This window comes from Micrococcus lylae NBRC 15355 (assembly GCF_001570885.1).
Taxonomy (GTDB): domain Bacteria; phylum Actinomycetota; class Actinomycetes; order Actinomycetales; family Micrococcaceae; genus Micrococcus; species Micrococcus lylae.
In genome coordinates this window covers 1-22,705 of the sequence record NZ_BCSN01000021.1, presented here as the reverse complement: position 1 = coordinate 22,705, position 22,705 = coordinate 1, and the positions used below count along the sequence as shown (strand labels likewise).

The 22,705-nt window shown below is 71.8% G+C and carries 22 protein-coding genes and 1 tRNA gene; 15 read left to right on the top strand and 8 right to left on the bottom strand.

Annotated features, from left to right (window positions below):
* Positions 1 to 58: 58 nt before the first annotated feature.
* The 6 genes from MLY01S_RS06050 (at position 59) to MLY01S_RS06025 (ending at position 5,842) form a co-directional block, all read left to right on the top strand.
* Complete coding sequence (locus tag MLY01S_RS06050) at positions 59 to 517, top strand: YraN family protein (RefSeq protein ID WP_067190275.1); 459 nt, start codon at positions 59 to 61, stop codon at positions 515 to 517.
* Positions 514 to 2,109, top strand: a complete 1,596-nt coding sequence (locus MLY01S_RS06045) for a YifB family Mg chelatase-like AAA ATPase (protein ID WP_067190273.1) — start codon at positions 514 to 516, stop codon at positions 2,107 to 2,109. The genes MLY01S_RS06050 and MLY01S_RS06045 overlap by 4 nt, the downstream gene beginning before the upstream one ends.
* Positions 2,106 to 3,473 carry a DNA-processing protein DprA gene (gene dprA, locus MLY01S_RS06040; RefSeq protein WP_082739784.1) on the top strand — a complete coding sequence of 456 codons (1,368 nt, stop codon included), beginning with the start codon at positions 2,106 to 2,108 and terminating at the stop codon, positions 3,471 to 3,473. Before MLY01S_RS06045 ends, dprA begins: the two co-directional genes overlap by 4 nt.
* Positions 3,470 to 4,507 (top strand): tyrosine recombinase XerC, encoded by a 1,038-nt coding sequence (locus tag MLY01S_RS06035; protein ID WP_082739780.1) that lies wholly within the window; start codon positions 3,470 to 3,472, stop codon positions 4,505 to 4,507. Before dprA ends, MLY01S_RS06035 begins: the two co-directional genes overlap by 4 nt.
* A gap of 228 nt (positions 4,508 to 4,735) precedes the next feature.
* Positions 4,736 to 5,239: a DUF3145 domain-containing protein gene (locus MLY01S_RS06030; RefSeq protein WP_067190271.1), complete on the top strand. Its 504-nt coding sequence runs from the start codon at positions 4,736 to 4,738 to the stop codon at positions 5,237 to 5,239.
* Positions 5,240 to 5,515: 276 nt separating this feature from the next.
* Positions 5,516 to 5,842 carry an RNHCP domain-containing protein gene (locus MLY01S_RS06025; RefSeq protein WP_067190269.1) on the top strand — a complete coding sequence of 109 codons (327 nt, stop codon included), beginning with the start codon at positions 5,516 to 5,518 and terminating at the stop codon, positions 5,840 to 5,842.
* 200 nt (positions 5,843 to 6,042) lie between these two features.
* Here the strand turns inward: MLY01S_RS06025 and MLY01S_RS06020 are convergent, their stop codons facing one another.
* The 6 genes from MLY01S_RS06020 to aceE all read right to left on the bottom strand — a co-directional run bounded on the left by MLY01S_RS06020 (position 6,043) and on the right by aceE (position 14,036).
* Positions 6,043 to 7,290: a beta-ketoacyl-[acyl-carrier-protein] synthase family protein gene (locus MLY01S_RS06020; protein WP_067190267.1), complete on the bottom strand. Its 1,248-nt coding sequence runs from the start codon at positions 7,288 to 7,290 to the stop codon at positions 6,043 to 6,045.
* Positions 7,291 to 7,467: 177 nt separating this feature from the next.
* Positions 7,468 to 7,713 (bottom strand): acyl carrier protein, encoded by a 246-nt coding sequence (locus MLY01S_RS06015; protein WP_067190265.1) that lies wholly within the window; start codon positions 7,711 to 7,713, stop codon positions 7,468 to 7,470.
* Positions 7,714 to 7,777: 64 nt separating this feature from the next.
* Entirely contained in the window at positions 7,778 to 8,830 is a 1,053-nt protein-coding gene (locus tag MLY01S_RS06010) for a beta-ketoacyl-ACP synthase III (protein ID WP_067190263.1), read from the bottom strand.
* Between the two features lie 38 nt (positions 8,831 to 8,868).
* Positions 8,869 to 9,792, bottom strand: coding sequence for an ACP S-malonyltransferase (locus tag MLY01S_RS06005; protein ID WP_067190261.1), 924 nt, complete (start codon positions 9,790 to 9,792; stop codon positions 8,869 to 8,871).
* A 104-nt stretch (positions 9,793 to 9,896) separates the two neighbouring features.
* Complete coding sequence (locus tag MLY01S_RS06000; protein ID WP_067190259.1) at positions 9,897 to 11,123, bottom strand: PucR family transcriptional regulator; 1,227 nt, start codon at positions 11,121 to 11,123, stop codon at positions 9,897 to 9,899.
* A gap of 162 nt (positions 11,124 to 11,285) precedes the next feature.
* Complete coding sequence (gene aceE, locus MLY01S_RS05995) at positions 11,286 to 14,036, bottom strand: pyruvate dehydrogenase (acetyl-transferring), homodimeric type (RefSeq protein ID WP_067190257.1); 2,751 nt, start codon at positions 14,034 to 14,036, stop codon at positions 11,286 to 11,288.
* A 258-nt stretch (positions 14,037 to 14,294) separates the two neighbouring features.
* Between aceE and MLY01S_RS05990 the strand changes: the two genes are divergently transcribed.
* On the top strand, positions 14,295 to 14,726 hold the full coding sequence (locus MLY01S_RS05990; RefSeq protein WP_067190255.1) for a DUF3052 domain-containing protein: 432 nt from the start codon (positions 14,295 to 14,297) through the stop codon (positions 14,724 to 14,726).
* Complete coding sequence (locus MLY01S_RS05985; RefSeq protein WP_067190253.1) at positions 14,719 to 15,210, top strand: redoxin domain-containing protein; 492 nt, start codon at positions 14,719 to 14,721, stop codon at positions 15,208 to 15,210. The genes MLY01S_RS05990 and MLY01S_RS05985 overlap by 8 nt, the downstream gene beginning before the upstream one ends.
* An 8-nt stretch (positions 15,211 to 15,218) precedes the next feature.
* Here the strand turns inward: MLY01S_RS05985 and MLY01S_RS05980 are convergent, their stop codons facing one another.
* Positions 15,219 to 17,321 carry an acyltransferase family protein gene (locus MLY01S_RS05980; protein WP_082739779.1) on the bottom strand — a complete coding sequence of 701 codons (2,103 nt, stop codon included), beginning with the start codon at positions 17,319 to 17,321 and terminating at the stop codon, positions 15,219 to 15,221.
* Positions 17,322 to 17,496: 175 nt separating this feature from the next.
* On the opposite strand from MLY01S_RS05980, the gene MLY01S_RS05975 reads away from it, so the two are divergent.
* From MLY01S_RS05975 to MLY01S_RS05960, 4 genes are all read left to right on the top strand, one after another.
* A tRNA-Val gene (locus tag MLY01S_RS05975) sits at positions 17,497 to 17,570 on the top strand.
* Positions 17,571 to 17,594: 24 nt separating this feature from the next.
* Positions 17,595 to 17,975, top strand: coding sequence for a hypothetical protein (locus tag MLY01S_RS05970; protein ID WP_067190251.1), 381 nt, complete (start codon positions 17,595 to 17,597; stop codon positions 17,973 to 17,975).
* 217 nt (positions 17,976 to 18,192) lie between these two features.
* On the top strand, positions 18,193 to 18,981 hold the full coding sequence (locus tag MLY01S_RS05965) for an AzlC family ABC transporter permease (protein WP_067190249.1): 789 nt from the start codon (positions 18,193 to 18,195) through the stop codon (positions 18,979 to 18,981).
* On the top strand, positions 18,978 to 19,325 hold the full coding sequence (locus MLY01S_RS05960) for a branched-chain amino acid transporter permease (RefSeq protein ID WP_067190248.1): 348 nt from the start codon (positions 18,978 to 18,980) through the stop codon (positions 19,323 to 19,325). Before MLY01S_RS05965 ends, MLY01S_RS05960 begins: the two co-directional genes overlap by 4 nt.
* A 5-nt stretch (positions 19,326 to 19,330) precedes the next feature.
* On the opposite strand, the gene MLY01S_RS05955 is transcribed toward MLY01S_RS05960, so the two are convergent.
* Positions 19,331 to 19,822, bottom strand: coding sequence for an NUDIX hydrolase (locus tag MLY01S_RS05955; RefSeq protein WP_067190246.1), 492 nt, complete (start codon positions 19,820 to 19,822; stop codon positions 19,331 to 19,333).
* A 251-nt stretch (positions 19,823 to 20,073) separates the two neighbouring features.
* Here MLY01S_RS05955 and ppk2 point away from each other — a divergent pair, with 251 nt between their 5' ends.
* The 3 genes from ppk2 to gnd all read left to right on the top strand — a co-directional run.
* Complete coding sequence (gene ppk2, locus MLY01S_RS05950; protein ID WP_245232037.1) at positions 20,074 to 21,003, top strand: polyphosphate kinase 2; 930 nt, start codon at positions 20,074 to 20,076, stop codon at positions 21,001 to 21,003.
* Entirely contained in the window at positions 20,978 to 21,826 is an 849-nt protein-coding gene (locus tag MLY01S_RS05945) for an SGNH/GDSL hydrolase family protein (protein ID WP_067190242.1), read from the top strand. Before ppk2 ends, MLY01S_RS05945 begins: the two co-directional genes overlap by 26 nt.
* A gap of 110 nt (positions 21,827 to 21,936) precedes the next feature.
* On the top strand, positions 21,937 to 22,705 hold a 769-nt coding region (gene gnd, locus MLY01S_RS05940), incomplete at its 3' end, for an NADP-dependent phosphogluconate dehydrogenase (RefSeq protein WP_082739777.1).

The following is a 22,705-nucleotide window of genomic DNA, read 5'->3' as shown; positions in this document are numbered from 1 at the left end:
GGTGTGGGCCTGCACGGCCGTCCCCGGGACGCCCATCGTGGTGGCAGGAGGTGGTCCCATGCAGACCCCGAAGACGTCCCCGGCACCCGACCCCGCCGTCCACCCGGCCTCGGAGCCGCCCACCGGATCGCGCCTGGACCGGCCCCGCTCGAGCACCGCCCGCACCGCTCTCGGTCGCTTCGGCGAGGACGCTGCCGCAGTCTGGCTGGCCGGCCACGGCTACAGCGTCGTGGAGCGGAACTGGCGCGGCGCCGGCGGTGAGCTGGACCTGATCGCCCTGCAGGACGGCTGGTGGGTCGCCGTCGAGGTGAAGACCCGCTCGGGCCTGGGCTTCGGCGACCCGTTCGAGGCGATCGGCCCGCGCAAGCTCGCCCGCCTGCACCGTCTCATGCGGCAGTGGCACGCCCAGTCCGGGATCGCCCGGCGCGAGGAGCCGTGGCGGGTGGACGCCGTCGCGGTGCTCGTGGTGCCGGGGGAGGCGCCCCGCTTCGACCTGCTGACGGACGTGCGCCCATGAGCCGCATCGGACGCACCCGCTCGATCACGCTCGCCGGTCTGCGCGGCACGGTGGTGGAGGTCGAGGCGGACATCGCCCAGTCCCTGCCCGGCTTCACTCTGCTCGGTCTTCCGGACCAGTCGCTGCAGGAGAGCCGTGACCGCATCCGCTCCGCCGCCCGCAACGCCGGGCTGCCGCTCACCCGGCGTCATCTCACGGTGAACCTGCTGCCGGCCGGTGTGCAGAAGCGGGGGGCGGGACACGATCTGGCGATCGTCCTTGCGGCGTACGCCGCGGAGGGGAAGGTCTCCGGCGTCCATGGCCCGGTGTTCCTCGCCGAGCTCGGCCTGGACGGCTCCCTGCACGGGCCATCGGACATGGTCGCCATGGCGATGGCCGCGGTGGACGCCGGGCTGCCGGACATGGTCGTCGCCGCCGACGCCGTCGACCAGGCGGCACTGGTCCCCGGCGCCCGGGTGCGCGGCTTCGCACACCTGCACCACGTGGTCCATGCCTTCGGCGGCAAGCCGGACCCGGTGCCGGGGGTGCGCCCCGAGGCCCTCATGGTCCGCCCCGGGGAGACGGCAGGAAGCCCCTGCCGTCCCGACGGCGGCCGCCGCACCTCCGGCGCGCCCCTCGCCGCGCCCGAGGGCGTCCCCGACCTGTCGGAGGTCGTCGGACAGTGGGAGGCCCGCTATGCGCTCGAGGTCGCCGCCGCCGGCGGCCACCACCTGCTGCTGTCCGGCCGACCGGGTGCAGGAAAGACGATGCTCGCCGAGCGCCTGCCCGGCATCCTCCCAGAGCTGGACGACCGCACCGCGCTCGAGGCCGCGGCCCTGGCATCGCTGCGCTCGGACGGCCCCGCGCCCACCAGGCTGGACACCCGGCCGTCCTTCCAGGCACCCCACCACTCGGCCTCCATGCCCGCGCTCGTGGGAGGCGGCAGCGGTCTCGCGCGCCCCGGAGCAGCATCACTGGCCCACGGCGGAGTGCTCTTCCTGGACGAAGCACCCGAGTTCGACCGGCGCAGCCTGGAGGCGCTGCGTCAGCCGCTGGAGTCCGGCGAGGTCGTCCTCCACCGCGCCTACGGCACCGTCCGCTACCCGGCGCGCTTCCAGCTGGTCCTGGCCGCGAACCCCTGCCCGTGCGGCTACGGCGAGGGATCCGGGGCGCAGTGTCGGTGCACCGTGCTGCAACGACGACGCTATGCCGACAGACTCTCCGGTCCGCTGCTGGACCGGGTGGACGTGCAGGTCACCGTCGCCCCGGTCACAGGGGCGGAGCTGGGATCCCCGGCCGGGGCGGAGGCCTCCGCCGCGGTCGCGGCCCGGGTGCGAGCAGCGGTCGGCGCCCAGCGCGAACGATGGGGAGAGGCCAACGGGCGAATCTCCGGGGCGCTGCTGCGTCGGGGTCGGTTCGCCGTCCCGCCCGCCGCCAGGGCCGCCGCCGACGCCGCGGTCGACGCCGGCTGGCTCAGTGCCCGCGGCCACGCCCGTGTGCTGAGGCTGGCCTGGACCGTCGCGGACCTTCGCGGGGCCACCGTGCCGGCCGCCGAGGACGTGGACGTCGCCCTGCACCTGCGCCGCCGTCACGACGAGGAGGCCGCCGCATGACTCCGAACCCCACCACCCGGCCCCTTGCGGGGCTCGACGCCCCCACGGCTGCCAGCGATCGGCCACGGCACCGGGACTCCGTGCGCCTGGCGCGCGCCGCACTGACGCGACTCATCGAGCCCGGCGACGAGACCGCGCTGACTGTGATCGACGTCCTCGGCGCCGAGCACGCGCTGGTCGTCCTCACCGGCCGGTGCCGACCGACCGGCGAGGAGGAGGACGCGCTCGCCGAAGCGTGCGGAGCAGGCGGCGACTCCTGGCGGCGACGGTTCGCGGCGGGGCTGCGCCGTTGGGGCACCCGCTCCACCACACTCGCACCGGAGCGGGACCTGGTGGCCATGCACCGGCTCGGCGGCGGACTGCTGGTCCCGGAAGACGCCGCCTGGCCCTCCTGCCTGGACGACCTGGGCCACCGCAGACCCATCGCCCTCTGGACGCGAGGACCAGGTGTCCTTCCGGAGCAGGCGCGCACCCTGGCCGTGGTCGGCAGCCGTGAGGCCACCCCCTACGGACGGGCGGTCACCGGGCAGGTGGTGGCACCGCTCGCCGCCGAGGGCGTCACCGTCCTGTCCGGGGGCGCCTACGGCATCGATGGGCACGCCCACCGCGTCGCCCTCGAGGCCGGACACGGACGCCCTCCCACCGTCGCCGTGCTCGCCGGGGGACTGGACCGCTTCTACCCGGCCGGGCACGAGGACCTGCTGCGCGCCGTCATGGATCAGGGCCTGCTGCTCTCCGAGATGCCGCCCGGGGCCAGCCCGACGCGCCACCGCTTCCTGCACCGCAACAGGCTGATCGCAGGGCTGGCCGCCGGGGTGCTCGTCGTCGAGGCGCGGTGGCGGTCCGGGGCCCAGAACACCGCGTCCCACGCCCTGGGCCTCGGCCGGGAGCTCGGTGTGGTCCCGGGGCCGATCACCTCACCCAGCTCTGCCGGCTGCCACCGCCTCCTCAGGGACACCCCCGCCCGGCTCGTCACCGACGTGGACGGGGTCCGCGAGCTGCTCGGTGCGGGCGGGTCCTGCGGGCCGCTGCCCGCCGCCCACGGCCCTGCGGGGACGCCGTCGAGTCCCTCGGCGCATGCCGCCGCGCCCGTCGGCGGACAGCAGGCCAGGCCCGAGGACGCGCTGTCCGAGCAGGAGCTGCTCGTCTTCGACGCCCTCCCGGTGCGCGCCCACGCCACCCTCGACCGCCTCACCGTGGCAGCGGGGATGCCGGTGCCGATGCTGCTGCCGGTCCTCCAGCGCCTCGCCCGGGCCGGGCTGGCCGAGGAGAGGGATCGTCGCTGGCGGCGCGGATCGCGGGCCGCGGCTCGGCGGGCAGGCTCCGCCGGCGCCGGCACCGAGGAGAGCACAATGAAGGGATGACCCCGTACCAGGACCGTCGCGCCGAGGCATCCCGCCGGGGCTCCGGCGCAGAGATCGGCGACCACTGCTTCGCCGCCGACCTCGCGAGGCTCGAGGCGTTCGCGGATCACCAACGCCACGAGCTGCACCGCAGTGAGAACACCGTCCGCGCCTATGAGACCGACCTGCGGGACCTGCTCGTGCATCTGCGCATCGAGCATCCGGAGACCACCGGGCCGGCGGCCCCGACCGGGGTGAGTGCCCTGGACGCCGTCGACCTCACCGACCTGCGGCGCTGGCTGGCCGGGATGGCCCGCGGCGGCCTGGCCCGCGCCACGCTCGCCCGTCGTGTCAGCAGCGTGCGGACCTACATGGCCTGGGCCGTGCGCGAGGGCCTGCGTGAGGACGACCCCACCGTCCGTCTGGCCTCTCCCACGGCCGACTCCACGCTGCCGCCGGTGCTCCAACGGCAGCAGGTGGGCCGTCTCCTGTCCGGCCTGTCCGAGGCGGTCGCCGCCGCGGATGAAGCCGAGGATCCCATCGCGGCCGGCGTGGCGCGCCGCGACCTCGCCGTACTGGAGCTGCTCTACGCCACCGGCATCCGCGTGGCCGAGCTTGCGGGACTGGACGTGGACGACCTGGACCGGGCTCGGCGCACGCTCACCGTGGTCGGCAAGGGAGACCGCCAGCGCACCGTCCCGTATGGAGGTCCCGCCGCGCAGGCACTCGAGGACTGGCTGGAGCACGGACGCTCCCGGCTGGCTCGCGCCGCCTCCGGACCGGCGCTGTTCCTCGGCACACGTGGAGGGCGGATCGGCGTCCGCCAGGTGCGTGCCGTCGTCGACCGATCCTTGGAGGGACTGGGCGACACCTCGGCCCGCGGGCCGCACGCCCTCCGACACACCGCCGCCACCCACCTGTTGGACGGCGGCGCGGACCTGCGCAGCGTCCAGGAGGTCCTCGGACACTCCTCCCTCCAGACCACCCAGGTCTACACACACGTGTCGATCGACCGCCTGCGCGAGGGATACCGGCAGGCGCACCCGCGCGCCTGAGCCGGTCACGACACGGCGACGGAATCGGCCGCCGTCGTTGCCCGCACCCGTCGGAGGGTGCACAATGGACCCGACGTGTCAGCGTCGTCGTCGCCGTCCCAGGACGGAGGAGGCAGGGGTGACACGTCCTCACAACCGAAGAGCGTGGAACACCGCCGGGCCCTCACCCAGGGCGTCAGAGCAGCGTGGTCGTAGGGGAAGACGTACCGCACTGCATCCGGAGGAAACATGTCCCACGTCGAGACCCGCGGAGTGGTCCACATCCACTCCGCCCCTGCAGCGCTCTGCCCGCATGTCGAGTGGGCACTGGGCTCTGCTCTGGGCACCCATGTCAGCGTCGACTGGTCGGCGCAGCCGGCCGCGCCCGGACACTACCGCGCTGAACTGCACTGGACCGCCGCGCAGGGCACCGGCGCGGCGTTGGCCTCTGCCCTCCGCGGCTGGGCCCATCTGCGCTACGAGGTCACCGAGGAGGCCTCCGCCGGCTGCGACGGCTCGCGCTGGTCCCATACCCCCGAGCTGGGCATCTTCCACGCCACCACCGACGTCACCGGCAACATCATGGTGTCCGAGGACCGCATCCGCTACGCCTACGAGCAGGGCGCCGGAGACCCCACCGCCGTGTTCCACGAGCTCTCCCTCGCTCTCGGCGAGGCCTGGGACGAGGAGCTCGAGCCGTTCCGCCAGGCCGTGGAGGGCGCCCCCGTCCGCTGGCTCCGCGAGGTCGGCTGACCGCCTGAGTCGTCCGCTTGCGCTCCCGCGCGTCCCCGACCTTGCGCTCCCGCGCATCCTCGACACTGTGCGGCGGGCAGCGGGCGGAGGCGGCCACACTCCCACGGTCCCCGGCCGGCACAGACCGACGGCCCCCGCACCGGATGGCGGGGGCCGTCGTCGTGTCTCGGCTTCAGACCCGGCCGCTGCCCGCACAGGCTCGTGCCGCCCAGACGTCCCCGGCCGCCGTCCCGGCTACGCTGTCAGCAGTCCCCACGCCGAAGGAGCCCCTCACCCATGTCCCGGTCCACCGAGAACACGGAGTTCGACTGTGCCGCCTGCGGGAAGCACGTGCTGCCGCTGAACAACGGCTCCTACCGGAACCACTGCCCGTTCTGCCTGGCCTCCGTCCACGTGGACGTCATGCCGGGGGACCGGGCCTCCGAGTGCCGGGGCGTCATGACGGCCGAGCAGATCGACTACCACCCGAAGAAGGGCTTCCAGATCGTCCACGTGTGCTCCCGCTGCGGGCACCGGCAGCGGAACAAGGTGGCCGAGAACTGCCGCCAGCCGGACGACCGCGAGGCGATCATGAGGATCCAGTCCCGCAACACCCCGTGGTGAGCGGTCCGGCAGGACATCCGCAGGCAGGCAGGACATCCGCAGGCAGGCAGGACATCCGCAGGCAGGCAGGACATCCCCGAGCAGCGCGCAGACGGCCGCATCGCATCGTCGCCGGGATGTCAGGAAGGGCCGGATCCGGAGAGCAACCTCCGGGCCCGGCCCTTCTGGCGTGCAGCCGCCGTTCGTCGGCGCGGCCGAGATCAGTACGAGGTGAACACGGCGACGGCGTTGTGTCCGCCGAAGCCGAAGGAGTTCTTCACCACGGCGCGGTCGCCCTCGGGCAGCTCGGCCGGGGTGCCGGTGACCACGTTGAGCGGGATCTGGGGGTCCTGGTTGTCCAGGTTGATGGTGACCGGGGCCTTGCCGTGGTGCACGGCCAGCACCGAGAGCACCGATTCGATCGCGCCGGAGGCGCCGAGCAGGTGGCCCGTCTGGGACTTGGTGGCGGAGACCTTCACCTGCTCGACGTGGTCGCCGAAGACGGCACGCATGGCCAGGTACTCCGGCTTGTCGCCGACCGGGGTGGAGGTGGCGTGGGCGTTCACGTGGCACACCTGCTCCGGGGAGAGGCCGGCGTCCTCCAGGGCCGCGCGCATGGCGCGGGTGGCGCCCAGGCCCTCCGGCTCCGGCGCCGTGATGTGGTGGGAGTCGGAGGTGACGCCGGTGCCGGCCAGGCGGGCGTAGACGCGGGCGCCGCGTGCCTTGGCGTGCTCCTCGGACTCGATGATCATCACGCCTGCGCCCTCGCCGAGCACGAAGCCGTCACGGTCCACGTCGTAGGGGCGGGAGGCAGCCTGGGGGTCGTCGTTGCGCTTGGACATGGCCTGCATGGCGCAGAAGGCGCCGATCGGCAGCGGATGGATGGCGGCCTCGGTGGACCCGGTCATGACGATGTCCGCCTTGCCGGAGCGGATGAGCTGCAGGGCGAGGTCGAGGGACTCGGTGCCGGAGGCGCAGGCGGAGACCACGGTGCGGGCGCCGCCGCGGGCGCCGAACTCCAGGGACAGCGCACCGGCGGCGCCGTTCGGCATGAGCATCGGCACGGTCATGGGCATCACGCGGCGCGGGCCGCGCTCGCGCAGGGTGTCCCAGCCCTCCAGGAGGGTCCACACACCGCCGATGCCGGTGCCGAAGGCGATCGCGAAGCGGTCGTGGTCGATGTCCGCGTCCTCACCGAAGCCCGCGTCCGCCCAGGCTTCACGGGCGGCCACGGTGGCCATCTGCATGGACGGGTCCTGGCGCTTCAGCTCGACCTTCTTCAGCACCTCGGAGGTCGGGACGGCGAGCTCCGCAGCGAAGGTCACCGGAAGGTCGTGCTTCTCCACCCACTCGTGCTCAAGAGTGCGGGCACCCGGGGTGCCGGCCAGCGCGTTCGCCCAGAAGGAGGGCACGTCGCCGCCGATCGGCGTGGTGGCGCCCAGGCCGGTGATGACTGCGGTGCGGGTCATGGTGTCTGCTGTCCCCTCGATTCGGCCGTCCTCGGACGGATTCGTCAGTGTCTGTAGTGCCGGCGGATGCGGCGCCGATGCTGCGCGGGCCCCAGCGGCTGAGGGGCCGGGGACGCGGAATGCGTCCCCGGCCGATGCCGACGGTGTCGCCGCGCTGGCGGGCGTCGGGCGTCAGGCTCAGGCCTGGGCGCCCTCGATGTAGTCCACGGCGTCCTGGACGGTCTTGAGGTTCTTGACCTCCTCGTCCGGGATCTTCACGTCGAACTTCTCCTCGGCGTTGACCACGATGGTCATCATCGAAATCGAGTCGATGTCCAGGTCATCGGTGAAGGACTTCTCCGGCTGGACCTCCTCGGTCTCCAGACCGGTCTCCTCGTTCACGATCTCGGCCAGGCCGGCGAGGATCTCTTCCTTGGAAGCCATGGTGGCGTCTCCTTTGTTGGTTGCGGAATGGGTACGTTGGTCAGTGAATCATGTGTCTGGCGTCTCAGGGGAGACGCACGACCTGGGCGCCGTAGACCAGCCCGGCGCCGAAGCCGATCTGCAGGGCGAGGCCGCCGCTGAGCTGCGGCTGCTCCTGCAGGAGTCTGTGCATGGCCAGGGGGATGGACGCGGCCGACGTGTTGCCGGCATCCGCGATGTCCCGGGCGACCACCACGGAGTCCGGCAGCTTCAGCTGCTTGGCGAACTCGTCGATGATGCGCATGTTGGCCTGGTGGGGGATGAACGCGGCCAGGTCCTCCGGCTGCACGCCCGCGGCGTCGACGGCCTGTTGGGCGACCTTCGCCATGGACCACACTGCCCAGCGGAAGACGGACGGGCCGTCCTGGCGCAGGGTCGGCCAGGCCGTGTGCTCTCCTCCCGTGAGGCAGGAGGCGTCAGCGGCCTCGATGGCCTGATCCACGGTCTGCTTCATGTCCAGCAGGGAGTGGGTCATGCGAATCGTCTCCCAGCGGGCGCCCTCAGAGCCCCACACGGAGCGGGAGATGCCCGGCTCGTCTGTGGCGGAGACGACCACGGCGCCGGCGCCGTCGCCGAGCAGGAAGGAGATGGAGCGGTCTGTGGGGTCCACGAGGTCGGACAGGCGTTCGACGCCGACCACCAGCACGTGCTCGGCCATGCCGGAGCGCACCAGGGCATCGGCCTGGGCCACGCCGTAGCAGTAGCCGGCGCATGCGGCGGAGACGTCGAAGGCCGGTGCCGGGGTGGCACCCAGGGCTTCGGCGAGAAGCGCCGCAGCGGAGGGCGTCTGATACGGGAAGGAAACGGTGGCGACGATGACGGCGCCCAGGTCCGCCCCGGTCAGCCCCGCGGCGTCGAGGGCCTCCCGGGCGGCCCCCTCGGCCATCATGGGCACGGTCTCCTCTGGGGTGGCGCGCTGGCGGGTCACGATGCCCGTGCGTTGACGGATCCACTCGTCAGAGGAGTCGATCGGTCCGACGAGCTCCTCGTTCGGGACGAGGTTCTTCGGGCGGTATGCGCCGACCGCGCTGATGCGGCTGCCGGCGACGGGGGTGGTCTGGTTCAGGGTGACGTTCACGAGGTGCTTCCCTCCGTAGGTCGAGCGGTCCGGCCGTGTCAGGCGGTGTGCTCGGCGATGAACTCGGCGGCCGTGGAGAGGTCGTCGGGGGTCTTGAGCGCGCACACCCGGGTGCCGCGCAGGCCTCGCTTGGCGAGGCCGGTCAGGGTGCCGCCGGGCAGCACCTCGAGGATGCCGGTGACGCCGCGGGCGGCCATCGCCTCCATGCAGAGGTCCCAGCGCACCGGGCGGGTCACCTGTCCGACAATCCGGTCGAGGGCGTCGGCGCCGGATGCGACGGCCTCGCCGTCCCGGTTGGACAGCAGCTCCACCCGCGGATCCTCGGGGGAGAGGCCTGCGACGTGCTCGCTGAGCGCAGGCACCGCCGAGGCCATGTACTCGGTGTGGAAGGCTCCGGCGACCTTCAGCGGGATGACGCGGGCCTTGGCGGGGGCGTCCTCGCCGAGAGCCGCAAGTTTCTCGACGGCGCCGGCGGCGACGGTCTGGCCGGCTCCGTTCACGTTGGCGGGGGTGAGGCCGTGGTCGGCGATCGCGGCCAGGACCTCGTCCTGGTCTCCGCCCACGACGGCCGCCATGCCGGTCGGGGCCGAGGCCGCGGCCTCGGCCATGCCGTCCGCGCGGACCCTCACCAGGGCGGCGGCCTCCTCGGCGGTCAGCACGCCGGCCAGGGCCGCCGCGGTGATCTCGCCGACCGAGTGCCCGGCCAGGAGGACCTTCTCGCCGCCGACGGCGTCCAGGTCCAGTGCGTGTGCCGAGACGAGGCCCGCGGCGACGATCAGGCGCTGGGCCACCGCTGTGTCCTTGATGGTCTCCTCGTCCGAGACCGTGCCGTGCTCCGCCAGGTCCATGCGGGACGTCTCGGAGAGCCGACCGAGCAGCTCGGCGGCGCCGTCGAGCTCGAGCCAGGGGGCGAGGAAGCCGGGCGTCTGGGATCCCTGTCCGGGGCACACGATCGCAAGCATGGCCTCCACTCTTCCAGGTGGACGCCCTCAGCGGGCGGCACGGCGGTCACCAACCCTTCCGAACAGCTTTGGAGGATTCCTACAAACAGTCTCAGATGGCGGACTCAGCGATCGCGTTCGCCGTGGGGTCGCTCGCCGCCGAGGGGCGCGTCGTGCTCGGCGAGTCGACCGACCGTGATCGCCGTGTGCAGGACGTAGGCGTCGCGCGGCACCAGAGGGTCCCATCCGGTCAGCTCGCTGACCCGGCGCAGGCGGTAGCGGACGGTGTTCGTGTGGATGTAGAGCTCGCGGGCGGTCGCCTCGAGCGAGTGTCCCAGCAGGCCGTAGGTGTCCACCGTCTCCAACAGGGACGGGCCGGCCTGCAGCAGGGGCCGGTACACGCCGTGGATCAGCGCCTCCCGCGCGGTCGGGTCGCCCATCAGCACACGTTCGGGCAGCAGCTCGTGCGTCGGCGTCGGCCGCGGTGCCCGTGGGTGTGCCCCCGCCGCGGACAGCGAGGCGAACACATGCCGAGCGGACACGTGGGCCTCGGTCAGAGAGTCCACGGTCGGCCCCACGATCACCGGTCCTTCCGCGAACCACGGGGCCAGGGCGGCGGCCACCACCGTGGAGTCCTCCACGGACCCGACCACCACCACGAGGCGCTCGGACTGCACGCCGATCAGCACGTCGCACTTGTGCCGGGCCGCAGCCCGGCGCAGCTCACCGACGTAGGCGGGCTTGTCCGGCCCCGGAGCGCCGCCGGCCATGACCAGCACCTGGCGTTCACCGCGCCAGCCGATGGCGGTGGCACGGTGGCGGATCTCATCCGCGTCCTGACCGCGCAGCACCGCATCCAGCAGGACGGCCTCGAGGCGGGAGTCCATGGCCCCCCGGGTCTCGGCGGCGCGGGCGTAGACATCGGCCAGGGCGAAGGCGACCTCACGGGAGTACCGCAGCATCGACTCGCGCACCGCGGCCTGGTCACGGTCCTGCAGGATCTCCGGGACCACGGCCTCGACGGCCTCGACGATGGTGCGGATCAGCTGGAGCGCCCGCTGCAGCGAGATCGAGCGGGTCAGCTCGGTGGGCGCCTCGCCGAACACGTCCGCCAGCACATGCCCACTGGTCACCCCGGGCTTCTGGAACCACTGCACGAAGCCGTTGAGGCCGCGCTGTGCCACCAGCCCCAGGTGGCTGCGCTCGTCCGGCGTCAGCCGGCGGTACCAGGGGAGGGCCGCGTCCACGCGCTGCAGGATGGCGGTGTTCAGCTCGCCCAGGTGCGTACGGAGCCGCGCGAGCGATTCCGCCGAGATCGGCCGTGTGCCGGCAGGGGGACGCGAATCGGGCATGGGGTGATCCTAGCGGGGGTCTTTGTACGTTCCCTACAGGCCGCGCATCCCACCGCGGGCACCGGGGAACCCCACGGGACGCGACGACGGCCCCTCGCCTTTCGGTGGAAAAGGCGAGGGGCCGTCGTCGGGAAGCGGGGCGTCAGCCCGTTGCGGAACGGATCAGGCGTCGCCGCCGGCGTTGCCGGTGGTGCCGGCGTTCACGTCGTCGAGCCGGTACTTCTCATGCGCCTTCTTGGCGGTGCCGGCCTCCACGGAGCCGTCCTTCTCCAGCATCTGGAGGGCACGGACGACCATGGAGTGGGCGTCGATGAGGAAGTAGCGGCGGGCGGCCGAGCGGGTGTCCGCGAAGCCGAACTCGTCGGCGCCGAGCACCGCCATGTCCTGCTTGACGAACGGGCGCACCTGGTTCGGCAGGGAGGTCGTGTAGTCCGTGGACGCCACGATCGGGCCCTGCACGTCGGCCAGCTTCTGCGTGATGTACGGGATCCGCTCCTGCCCGTCCGCGTCGCGCAGGGCCTCCTTCTCGGCGGCGGCCGCGTCGCGGTACAGCTCGTTCCAGCTGGTCACGGACCACACGTCCGCGGACACGCTCCAGTCCTCGGCGAGGAGCCGCTGCGCCTCCACGGCCCACGGCACGGACACGCCCGAGCCCATGAGCTGGACCTTCGGGCCGTCGGCCTCGCCCGCGGAGAGCAGGTACATGCCCTTGAGCAGGCCCTCGACGTCCAGGTCCTCCGGCTCGGCCGGATGCACGATCGGCTCGTTGTAGACCGTCAGGTAGTAGATGACGTTGCGGACGTCCTCGCCACGGTCGTGGTCGCCGTACATGTCCTCCAGGCCCTGGCGGACGATGTGGGCGATCTCGTAGCCGTAGGCCGGGTCGTAGGTCTTCACAGCCGGGTTGGTGCCGGCGAGCACCGGGGAGTGGCCGTCCATGTGCTGGGTGCCCTCGCCGGTGAGCGTGGTGCGTCCGGCGGTGGCGCCGATCATGAAGCCGCGCGCCAGCTGGTCGGCGCCGGCCCAGATGTTGTCCGCGGTCCGCTGGAAGCCGAACATCGAGTAGAAGATGTACACCGGCACCATGGGCTCGCCGTGGGTGGAGTAGGAGGTGCCGATCGCGTTGAACGCGGCGGTGGCGCCGTCCTCGTTGATGCCCACGTGGAAGAGCTTGCCCTGCGGGGACTCCTTGTAGGACAGGAACAGGTCGCGGTCCACGGCGAGGTAGTTCTGGCCCTTGGTGTTGTAGATCTTCGCCGTCGGGAAGAACGAGTCCATGCCGAAGGTGCGGGCCTCGTCCGGGATGATCGGCACCAGGCGCGAGCCCAGGTTCTTGTCCCGCATGAGGTCCTTGAGCAGGCGGACGAACGCCATGGTGGTGGCCGCCTCCTGCTTGCCGGAGCCCTTGCGCGCCTGCTTGTAGGCGGCCTCGCCGGGGACCGGGATGGCGGGGTACGTGCTGCGGCGCTCCGGGACGGCACCGCCGAGGGCCTTGCGGCGCTCGAGCATGTACTGGATCTCCGGGGCGTCCTCGCCCGGGTGGTAGTACGGGATGTTGTACGGGTCGCCCTCGATGACCTCGTCCGAGACCGGGATGCGGTGGCGGTCGCGGAAGGTCTTGAAGTCGTCCACGGTCAGCTTCTTCATCTGGTGCGTGGCGTTGCGTCCCTCGAAGGACTTGCCGAGGCCGTAGCCCTTGATGGTGTGCGCCAGGATGACGGTCGGCTGGCCCTTGTGCTCCATCGCGGCCTTGTAGGCGGCGTACACCTTGCGGTAGTCGTGGCCGCCGCGCTTGAGGCCCCAGATCTCGTCGTCGGACATGTCCGCGACGAGCTCCTTGGTGACGGAGGACCGGCCGAAGAAGTGCTCGCGCACGAAGGCGCCGTCCTCGGCCTTGTAGGTCTGGTAGTCGCCGTCGACGGTCTCGTTCATGACACGCACGAGCTCGCCGGTGTCGTCCTTCTCGAGCAGCGGGTCCCACTCGCGGCCCCACAGGACCTTGATGACGTTCCAGCCGGCACCGCGGAAGTAGGACTCCAGCTCCTGCACGATCTTGCCGTTGCCGCGGACGGGCCCGTCGAGGCGCTGCAGGTTGCAGTTCACCACGAAGGTCAGGTTGTCCAGGTTGTTGTTCGCGGCGATGTGCAGCTGGCCGCGCGACTCCGGCTCGTCCATCTCGCCGTCGCCGAGGAAGGCCCAGACGTGCTGGTCCGAGGTGTCCTTGATGCCTTGGTCCTGCAGGTAGCGGTTGTACTGCGCCTGGAAGATCGCGTTCATCGGGCCCAGGCCCATGGAGACGGTCGGGAACTGCCAGAACTCCGGCATCATGCGCGGGTGCGGGTAGGAGGACAGCGCGTGGCCCTTCTTCGACTTCTCCTGGCGGAAGCCGTCGAGGTCCTCCTCGGTCAGCCGGCCCTCGAGGAAGGCGCGCGCGTAGTTGCCGGGCGAGGAGTGGCCCTGGAAGAAGACCTGGTCGCCGCCGCCCGGGTGGTCCTGGCCGCGGAAGAAGTGGTTGTAGCCCACCTCGTAGAGGGTCGCCTGACCGGCGTAGGACGAGATGTGGCCGCCCACGCCGATGCCCTCGCGCTGGGCACGCTGCACCATGACGGCGGCGTTCCAGCGCAGGTAGTTGCGGTAGCGGCGCTCGAGCTCCTCGTCGCCGGGGAACTCGGGCTCCTGGTCGGCGGGGATGGTGTTGACGTAGTCGGTGGTGGTCACCATCGGCACGCCCACGGACTTCATGCCGGCCCGCTGCAGCAGGGAGCGCATGATGTACTGCGCGCGCTCCGTGCCGCGCTCCTCCACGAGGCCGTCGAAGGACTCGATCCACTCCGCGGTCTCTTGGGGATCCTTGTCCGGGAAGTTGTTCGTCAGTCCGCTCAGGATGCGGGAGCTCTCTTCGGCTGCGCTCAAGCTGCCTCCTCTGGCTGGGCGGAGGGGTGTCTCCGCGGGGTCTGTGGTGGGGGTGCGGGCCGCGCGCGGCGGCATCCTCGGCCGGCGGTGTGCGCGGCCGCCCCCGTCGTTGAGGTGGTCTGCGTGACAGCCTACCCGCGCCCGCCCCGCACGGGGTAAGGCCCAGGGGTGCCATTGCGCGTATGGTGGGGAGAGTCACCCGATCGGGCGGTGGCCGGGACACCGGCGCCGCCGTCAACCGAGGAGGTCTGTACGACTATGGACGCCGGGTCCGCCGCGACCGACGCACCCCGTGCCCTGCTGGACGAGCTGAGCCTGACCGCCGGACAGTACGTCCACGAGTTCGGCTATGACGAGGACGTCGACCACGGTCTGCGCGAGCGGCTCGAGGGCGCGCTCGGCACCGAGCTGCAGCCCGAGGAGGACCAGGAGCCGGTGGACGCCGTGCTCGTGTGGTGGCGTGCCGAGGACGGCGACGCCACCGACCTCGCGGACACGCTCGTCGACGCGCAGCTGTCGCTCGAGGAGGGTCCCGTGTGGGTGCTGACGCCGCGCAAGGGCCGCGAGGGCCACGTGGATCCCGCCGACGTGCAGGAGGCCGCCACGACCGCCGGCCTGCACGCGACGACCGGCGCCGGCGCCTCCGAGGACTGGGCAGCCGTCAAGCTCGTGCAGAAGCGCGGTGGCTGACAGTCCCGCGCTCCGGGACTGCCACGGCCAGTCCTGGCCCTTCCCGCCCGTGACGGATCCGGGCAGGCCGGCCACCGCCGGTCCCGACGACGGCGCACGCCCCCGCGGGGTGTGGCTCGCCTTCCTTCCGGGGGCCTTCACCCCCGTGTGCACCGGTGAGCTGGCCTGGCTCGGCGAGCTCGCCGAGCGGTGGGCCGCGCAGGATGTGGCCGTGAGGGTGGTCTCCTGTGACTCGGCTCCCGTCCTGCGCCGCGCGGCCGAGGACCTCGGACTTCCCGACGAACTGACGCTGCTGTCCGACTTCTGGCCCCACGGGGCCGCCGCCCGCCGCTTCGGTGCCTTCGACGCGGACACGGGCAGGCCCCGGCGGATCTCGGTGCTGCTGGATGCGCAGGGCATGGAGGTCGGCCGGGTGGAGGCCGAGCCGGGGCGGGCGCGCAGCCGCGACGAGCATGAGGAGCTCACCGCGCGGCTGTGCAGCTAGCCGAGAGGTCAGCCGCCCCACTCGCCCCTGTTGTCGGCCAGCGCGGACTCCGCACGTTCGGCCAGCATGGGGGCGAGGGAACGCACGTAGTCGGGCGTCAGATGGTTGTTGTCCCAATACAGCCGGACATTGCCGACGACGGGGACGCAGACCCCCTCCGGGCAGATCAGGTCGTTCATGTCGAGGGAGACGACGCCGGGATTCGACGCGGCGAGGTCGGCGATCGGGTCGGTCCCGACCAGATAGTCGGCCTTTCTGGTGCAGAGCGGCGAGTCGTCGCCATGGGTGCGGGCGCAGGCGGCCATCGAGCGCTCGCCGAAACGTGGGTTGTCTCGGATGCCGAGCACGACACGGTTCTCCGCGACCAGGGACTCGATCGTCTCGGCCATGCCCGGGGTGAGGGCCTCACCCCCGTCATCCAGGCTTCGAGTCCCCTGGACGAAGACGATGGAGGGGTTGGCCCAGTCGATGAGGCTCTGATAGTCGTCCAGCCATGCAGGGCAGGTGTCGTTGTCGACGAGCTGTTCCTCGAGCGGAGCCAGCAGGCAGCTGCCTCGCGTGAAGCTCACGACTCTCCGTCCCTGCTCCTCCGCCCAGTGCGCGATCGCCGGGGACCACTGCATGGCGTGGCTGTTGCCCAGCATCAGGACGGTCTCTGCGGCGTCGTCGCCCTCGACGAGGACCTTGCAGGCGGCTCTGCTGATGTCGGCGATGTCCACCTCCTCCGGGCACGCTCCCGCATACTCGGGGAACGGATAGCGTCCGGAGACCACTGGGATGGGATCCGCGTCCGTGTCCGACCGGTCGACGAACCCCTCGAGGAGTGCTGCTGCGCCGGGGTTGTTCCGGTCGGCCATAGCCAGGACCTCCTCACGGCGCCTGTCGTCCCAGGCCTTCCATGCGCCGACCGGGGCGGCTACGAGAGCGAGGCAGGTGCCGATCACGGCGGCCTGTCGCCAGGCGCTGCGGCGCGGCCATGTCCATTCGCCCATCGGCCGCTCGACCAGTCGTGTCAACAGGATCGCGAGTCCGACGGAAAGGACGATGATCGCAAGGCCGGCAGGCAGGTTCGCCTGTGCTCGTCCCGTGAGGACCGCATAGGTGATCAGCAGCGGCCAATGCACGAGGTACAACGCATAGGCCGAGCCTCCGAGGGCCGTCAGCGGCCGAGAGGACAGGATGCGGTCTAGGCCGTGTCGCGAGCCGGAGGTGCCGGCCACGATCACCGCAGCGGCCGACAGGAGCGGCCAGAGGGCGATCCAGCCGGGGAACGCTCCCTCGACGTCGACGACCATGCCGACGGCGACCATGGAAAGAAGCCCTCCCCAGCCCAGGAACAGGCGCGCTGCGCGGGGCGGGCGCAGATACGGGATGGCGAGGGCGACCAGGGACCCGAGCGCGAACTCCCACAGGCGGGCACGGGTGTCGAAGTAGGTGAAGGCCTGGTTCGCTGCGGTCTGCGTCACCGACCACCACAGGGAAGCCGCGAAGATGACTCCGAACAGCGTCCCGAGGACGGAGACCGCCCCGAACCGTGTCCGTCGGACGATGATGGCGGCGAGGGCGAACACGAGGGGCCAGATCAGGAACACCTGGCCCTGGACGGACAACGACCAGAAGTGCTGGAACGGGGACATCGACGAGTTGTCCGCCGCGTAGTAGTCCACCGCGCCGAAGGCGAGCACCCAGTTCTCCACGTAGGTGGCGGAGGCGAGGCCCTCGAGGCGCCAGCTCGCCCGGTCCTCCGTCGGGTAGACGGTGGCCACGAGGAGCAGAGTCCCCAGGATCGTCACGATCGCCAGCGGCATGAGGCGGGTGAACACGTGCAGCCAGTAGCGCCCTAGTGCGAGGGGACGGCCGCCGTCGATCTTGCGCGTGAACGACAGCGTGAGGAAGAACGCCGAGATGAACAGGAAGATGTCCACCCCGCCCGAGACCCGATCCGTGAAGACGTGATAGACGACGACGAGCAGGACGGCGACCGCGCGGAGGCCCTGGACCTCGGGGCGCCAGCCGCCGAAGCGTCCCCCGGGGCCGGAGTCCTTCGCCGCGGAAGTGTGCGTCGAGGAGGCGGCTGCGGGCGCAGCGGCATGTCGGGGGCGTGCAGGCATCTCATTGTCCATTCACAGAGGGGGTCGAGGGGAGCTTACCAGCGGGCAACGGAACAGCAGCGGAGCCCGTCTGTGTCCTGGGCCGTCGCTCCCCTGAGCGGCCCTGCCGCGTGTGTCTCCGAACCGGACGGACTGCGGTGCAGGTGGAGTGTGCCGGTAGAATGGCGCCGTTCCAGGACCAATAGCTCAGTCGGCTAGAGCATCTCGTTTACACCGAGAGGGTCGGGGGTTCGAGTCCCTCTTGGTCCACCGCCGTTCGTCTGGGGAACGACCATGAACACTGCCGCCACGACTGCGTCCGCCGCCTGGACGACGCGTCGGATCCGTCTGCCGCTGCCTCTGCGGATCGTCTTCCTCCTGGGACCGCTCCTGCCGATGGCCCTGCTGCCCGGCGAGTTCGCCGCGCCGAACGGCAGCCCGTGGGCCCTGCTGGCCGTCGCGGCGGTCATGGCCGTCTGCATGTGGCCGTTCCTGCTGGCGTACCACAGGCTCGAGGTGGACGGCTCGTCCCTCACCCTCGTCTACTGGCCACTGTCCCGTCATCGCGTGGAGTTCGACGACGTCGAGTCGGTCGAGTGGCGTCCAAGCATCTCGATCTCCCAATCCGGTGGCCTGGCCTCGTCCTCGGACGGGGCGGCGTCCTCACCTTCGTGAACCGTTCGGGCCCCGGCATGCTCCTGTGCACGGCCGACGGCCGGCAGCACCTCATCGTGCTCGCTGACGCGGAGGAGGCCACGCAGATGCGTCGCCGCGTCGACAGGTGCGCCCCGCGCCCCTCCCAGGGGCACCGGTCGCCGTGGCGCCCGCCATGTGACCTTTTCCGGCGTCGACTCCCTGTGCCGCGCGCCGCCTGTGGCACGCTGGTCCGGTCATGAACACGGATCCCGCTCTCACCGCTGCCACGGTGTCGACCTCTGCGGAGGTCCGCCGGGGCCTGCGGCTGTCCTCGGCCGCCGGGTTGGGTCTGGTCCCGCTCGGCGTCGCCTTCGGACTGCTCGTGGCGCAGGCACCGTTGCCGTGGTGGACCGCCCCGCTGCTGTCCACCGTGGTCTTCGCCGGCTCGGTCGAACTGCTGCTGGTGTCCCTCATCGTGGCGGGCACCCCTCTGGTCTCGGTGGCGGTCACGGTGTTCCTGCTGAACTTCCGGCACGTCTTCTACGCCTTCAGCTTCCCGCTCCGGGTCGTCCGCTCGCGTCCGGCGAGGCTCTATTCCATGGGCGCGCTGATCGACGAGGCCTATGCCATCGCCACCACGCACCGCACCGGCTGGACCGGGCCGCGTCTGCTGGCCATGCAGGCCGCGCTGCAGGTGTACTGGGTGTTCGGCGGCGTGGTGGGCGTCGCGGCAGGGTCCCTGCTGCCCGCGCCGATCGAAGGCCTCGAGTTCGCCCTGACGGCACTGTTCATCGTGCTCGCCCTGGACGCCGCGCGAACCCGCCGCCAGGTGCCGCTGGTCGTCATGGCCGCGGCCGCCGTGGTCGTGGGCGTCGCCGTCGCCCCGGGAGAGCTCCTCGTGACGGCGTTCGCCGTCTACGTGCTGTTCCTCATCGTCGCGCACCTCGTGGCCCGCCGTGGCCGGGATGTGGGGCTGCCGGCGGAGGACCCGTTGGAGGCGGCCGCCGTCCCGGTGACGGACGACCCCGAGGAGGGGAGGCGATGACCGTGTCCGCCGGATACATCGTGGCCGTCGCGCTCGTCGCCGGAGCGGTGACCTTCGGCCTGCGTGCGCTGCCGTTCGCGCTGCTGCGTCCGCTGCGCGAGTCCCTGCTGGTCCGCCGTCTGGCCGTCTGGATGCCCGCCGGGATCCTCACGGTCCTGGCGCTCGTGATGCTCCTGGACTCCGCGGCCCTGGCTCCCGGAGAGCCGGTGGACGTCCGCCGCCTGTCGTACGCGCTCCTCGCGGCCGCCGTGACGGTCGTGGTCCACCTGGCCGCAGGTCGGCGCACCGTGCTGTCCATCGCCGCCGGCACCGCCTGCTACGTCGTCCTGGTCAACCTGCTCTGAGGTCCTCAGGACCCGCGCACCTGACCGTCGGCCACGAACCGCCCGCCCCCGCCGGCCAGAGCCCACTCGATCGCCCGCCGGTGCAGCGGCGGCAGCTCCGGGGTGTCTGCGACCGGGAACCAGCCGACGTCGAGGTTCTCGTCGTCGTTGACCCGCGCCTCGCCGCCGACGGCGTCCAGGACCATGACCACGTCCAGGTACTGCGCCCGGTCGCCGTTGGGGTAGACGGCCTCAGCCGTGGTCCCCACACCGGCGAGACGTCGTGGCACGGCCTCCACAGCCGTCTCCTCGTGCACTTCGCGCACGGCGGTGTCCGCGGGCTCCTCGCCGGGATCGGGGATGCCGGCCGGCACCGTCCACCGGCCGTTGTCGGCCCTCCGCACCAGCAGCACCTCGGAGTCCTCCGCGCGCAGGACCACCGCCTTGACGCCGGGCAGCCACAGCGGGTCGTGGCCGATCTTCTCTCGCAGGGACAGGATGAATTCCGGAGTGGACATGACTCCACCCCATCACATCCGCTGCGGGACCGCGCTGCGGCCGGATCCTGCGGGCGGTCGTCCGGGTCCTGCCGGCGACCGGCGAGGCGAACCACACTCGTTCACCTTCTGTTCACGTCACCACGCGCCCCGGGCCGGGCCGTGGCGGGGGTCTCGGACCATAATGGGAAACACGATCCGCCTCTCGGGTCCGTCGCGTCCCGCCCCCTGTGGGCCGCCGGGCACCGGAGGGCGTGCCGCGCGAGAAGGAAATGAGGACGATGCACGTGCAGCTGCTCACCCCCGACGCCCCCCGCGAGAACCTCCGTTCGTTCATCGACAAGCTCCGCGAGGGCGGCTACACCGTCACCGACGGCCACACCAACGACCCGGACCTCATCGATCCGCAGGGCAAGGCCGTGGAGACGTGGAAGGAGGACTATCCGTACGAGGAGCGGATGTCCCGTGAGGACTACGAGCTGGAGAAGTACCGCCTCCAGATCGAGCTGCTGAAGCTGCAGTACTGGGGCGAGGACACCGGTCAGCGCTTCATCGTGGTGTTCGAGGGCCGCGACGCCGCCGGCAAGGGCGGCACCATCAAGCGCTTCACCGAGCACCTGAACCCGCGCACCGCCCGCGTCGTCGCACTGAACAAGCCCTCGGACCGTGAGCAGGGCCAGTGGTACTTCCAGCGCTACATCCAGCACTTCCCGACCGAGGGCGAGATCGTGCTGTTCGACCGCTCGTGGTACAACCGGGCCGGCGTGGAGCGCGTCATGGGCTTCTCCACGGACGAGCAGTACGAGACGTTCATGCGCCAGACCCCGACGTTCGAGAAGATGCTCGTCGACGACGGCATCCACCTGACCAAGTTCTGGTTCTCCGTGACGCAGACCGAGCAGCGCACCCGCTTCGCGATCCGACAGATCGACCCGGTCCGCCAGTGGAAGCTGTCGCCGATGGACCTGGAGTCCCTGGACCGCTGGGAGGCGTACACGGCCGCGAAGGAGGCCATGTTCCTCCACACGGACACGGACCACGCCCCGTGGATCTCCATCCGCTCCAATGACAAGAAGCGCGCCCGCCTGAACGCCATGCGCTACTTCCTCTCCCAGTACGAGTACGAGGGCAAGGACCACGCCGTGGTCGGCGAGCCGGACCCGAACATCGTCCGCCGTGGCCGAGACGCCGTGGGGGACTGACCTGCACGGGGCCGTCCTCCGCGCCGCCCGCGGCCGCGCACCCCGCCGTGGGGTCGCGGCCGTCGCCGCGCTCGCCCTCGTCCTGGCCGGCTGTTCCCTGCCCGACGACGGCCCCGGCACCTCTGCCGCCGACGCCCCGCCCGCGGACGCAACCAGTGCCCCCGGCACCGGTCCGGGAGGGCCGGCAGGCCAGGACCGCTCGCCGCTGTTCGACACACCGGCCGACTCCGCGGCCGTGTACGAGGTCTACGGAGACTCCCTCACCGTGGCCGACTCCCCGGACTTCGCAGGCGGTCGTCTCGGCCCGGAGTCCTGGCTGGCGCACATGGATCCGGAGCGCTTCGCGGTGACCGCGGCCGGCGGCCGGTGGGGCGCCACCGTGCCGGACGTGCTCGCCGGACACCTGGCCGACGGCCCCATGGAGGCTGACGCGCTGCTGGTCTTCCTCGGCACCAACGACCTGTTCCGCGCCGCCGGCGACACCGCGTCCGCCCACGCGGCCTTCGTCGGCGAGGTCGAGGACCTGGCGGGCCGACGAGGCAGAGGTGGGGCGGCCGTCGTCGTGGTGGCGGTGGGCCCGTCCGGGACGGACCCGGCCCGCGGCGTCCCCGGCCCCGTGCGCGACTGGAACGAGCGCACCCGCGCCGCGGCCGCCGAACGCGGCTGGACATTCGTGGACCCGTGGGGACCGGTCCGAGACGAGGCGTCCAACACGTTCGCGGATCCGCAGGACACCACGGACGGGCTGCACCTGTCCGTGTCCGGCGCACAGAAGCTCGCCGAGGGCATGGAGCGGGCGCTCGCCGACGGGCCCGACGCGTAGGCTGGAGACAGCACGTCGCCGCCCGGCCGGACGGCGACCCGTCCCCGCAGGGGACATCCGACCAGACCCACCCACCGCAGAGGGCGTCAGACGCCCGGGAGAGGCAGAGCATGAGCGAGGCGACCACCAGCATCCCCACCGGCACCGCGGACATTGGCGTGACCGGCCTGGCCGTCATGGGCGCCAACCTGGCCCGCAACTTCGCCCGCAACGGCTACACCGTGGCCCTGCACAACCGCTCCCGCGCCCGCACCGACGCGCTGGTGGCCGAGCACGGCCACGAAGGCGAGTTCGTGGCCACCGAAACCCTTGAGGAGCTCGTGCAGTCGCTGGCCGCCCCGCGCCGCGTGCTGATCATGGTCAAGGCAGGCCAGCCGGTGGACGACGTGATCGAGCAGCTCGTGCCGCTGCTGGAGACTGGGGACATCGTGATCGACGCCGGCAACTCCCACTACGAGGACACCCGGCGCCGCGAGGCCGCGCTGGCCGAGAAGGGCCTGCACTTCGTGGGCGTCGGCGTCTCCGGCGGCGAGGAGGGCGCCCTCAACGGCCCGGCGATCATGCCCGGCGGCCCGAAGGAGTCCTACACGGCCCTCGGCCCGATGCTCGAGAAGATCGCCGCGGACTTCGACGGAGAGCCCTGCTGCGCCTGGGTCGGCACCGACGGCGCCGGCCACTACGTGAAGATGGTCCACAACGGCATCGAGTACGCGGACATGCAGGTCATCGGCGAGGCCTACGACCTGCTCCGCCAGGTCGCCGGCATGGAGCCGGAGGAACAGGCCCAGGTGTTCACCGCCTGGAACCAGACCGACCTGGCCTCCTACCTGATCGAGATCACCGCCGAGGTGCTCTCCCAGGTCGACGCCGAGACCGGGC

Excerpts from the sequence above, each read along its gene's own strand:
- MLY01S_RS05990 (WP_067190255.1), top strand. The coding sequence starts at position 14,295 with ATGGACGCCGGGTCCGCCGCGACCGACGCACCCCGTGCCCTGCTGGAC.
- MLY01S_RS06030 (WP_067190271.1), top strand. The coding sequence starts at position 4,736 with ATGTCCCACGTCGAGACCCGCGGAGTGGTCCACATCCACTCCGCCCCT.
- MLY01S_RS06025 (WP_067190269.1), top strand. The coding sequence starts at position 5,516 with ATGTCCCGGTCCACCGAGAACACGGAGTTCGACTGTGCCGCCTGCGGG.
- MLY01S_RS06000 (WP_067190259.1), bottom strand. The coding sequence starts at position 11,123 with ATGCCCGATTCGCGTCCCCCTGCCGGCACACGGCCGATCTCGGCGGAA.
- MLY01S_RS05960 (WP_067190248.1), top strand. The coding sequence starts at position 18,978 with ATGACCGTGTCCGCCGGATACATCGTGGCCGTCGCGCTCGTCGCCGGA.
- MLY01S_RS05965 (WP_067190249.1), top strand. The coding sequence starts at position 18,193 with ATGAACACGGATCCCGCTCTCACCGCTGCCACGGTGTCGACCTCTGCG.
- ppk2 (WP_245232037.1), top strand. The coding sequence starts at position 20,074 with ATGAGGACGATGCACGTGCAGCTGCTCACCCCCGACGCCCCCCGCGAG.
- MLY01S_RS05955 (WP_067190246.1), bottom strand. The coding sequence starts at position 19,822 with ATGTCCACTCCGGAATTCATCCTGTCCCTGCGAGAGAAGATCGGCCAC.
- MLY01S_RS06045 (WP_067190273.1), top strand. The coding sequence starts at position 514 with ATGAGCCGCATCGGACGCACCCGCTCGATCACGCTCGCCGGTCTGCGC.
- MLY01S_RS06035 (WP_082739780.1), top strand. The coding sequence starts at position 3,470 with ATGACCCCGTACCAGGACCGTCGCGCCGAGGCATCCCGCCGGGGCTCC.
- MLY01S_RS05970 (WP_067190251.1), top strand. The coding sequence starts at position 17,595 with ATGAACACTGCCGCCACGACTGCGTCCGCCGCCTGGACGACGCGTCGG.
- MLY01S_RS06005 (WP_067190261.1), bottom strand. The coding sequence starts at position 9,792 with ATGCTTGCGATCGTGTGCCCCGGACAGGGATCCCAGACGCCCGGCTTC.
- MLY01S_RS06015 (WP_067190265.1), bottom strand. The coding sequence starts at position 7,713 with ATGGCTTCCAAGGAAGAGATCCTCGCCGGCCTGGCCGAGATCGTGAAC.
- dprA (WP_082739784.1), top strand. The coding sequence starts at position 2,106 with ATGACTCCGAACCCCACCACCCGGCCCCTTGCGGGGCTCGACGCCCCC.
- MLY01S_RS06020 (WP_067190267.1), bottom strand. The coding sequence starts at position 7,290 with ATGACCCGCACCGCAGTCATCACCGGCCTGGGCGCCACCACGCCGATC.
- MLY01S_RS06050 (WP_067190275.1), top strand. The coding sequence starts at position 59 with ATGCAGACCCCGAAGACGTCCCCGGCACCCGACCCCGCCGTCCACCCG.
- MLY01S_RS05980 (WP_082739779.1), bottom strand. The coding sequence starts at position 17,321 with ATGCCTGCACGCCCCCGACATGCCGCTGCGCCCGCAGCCGCCTCCTCG.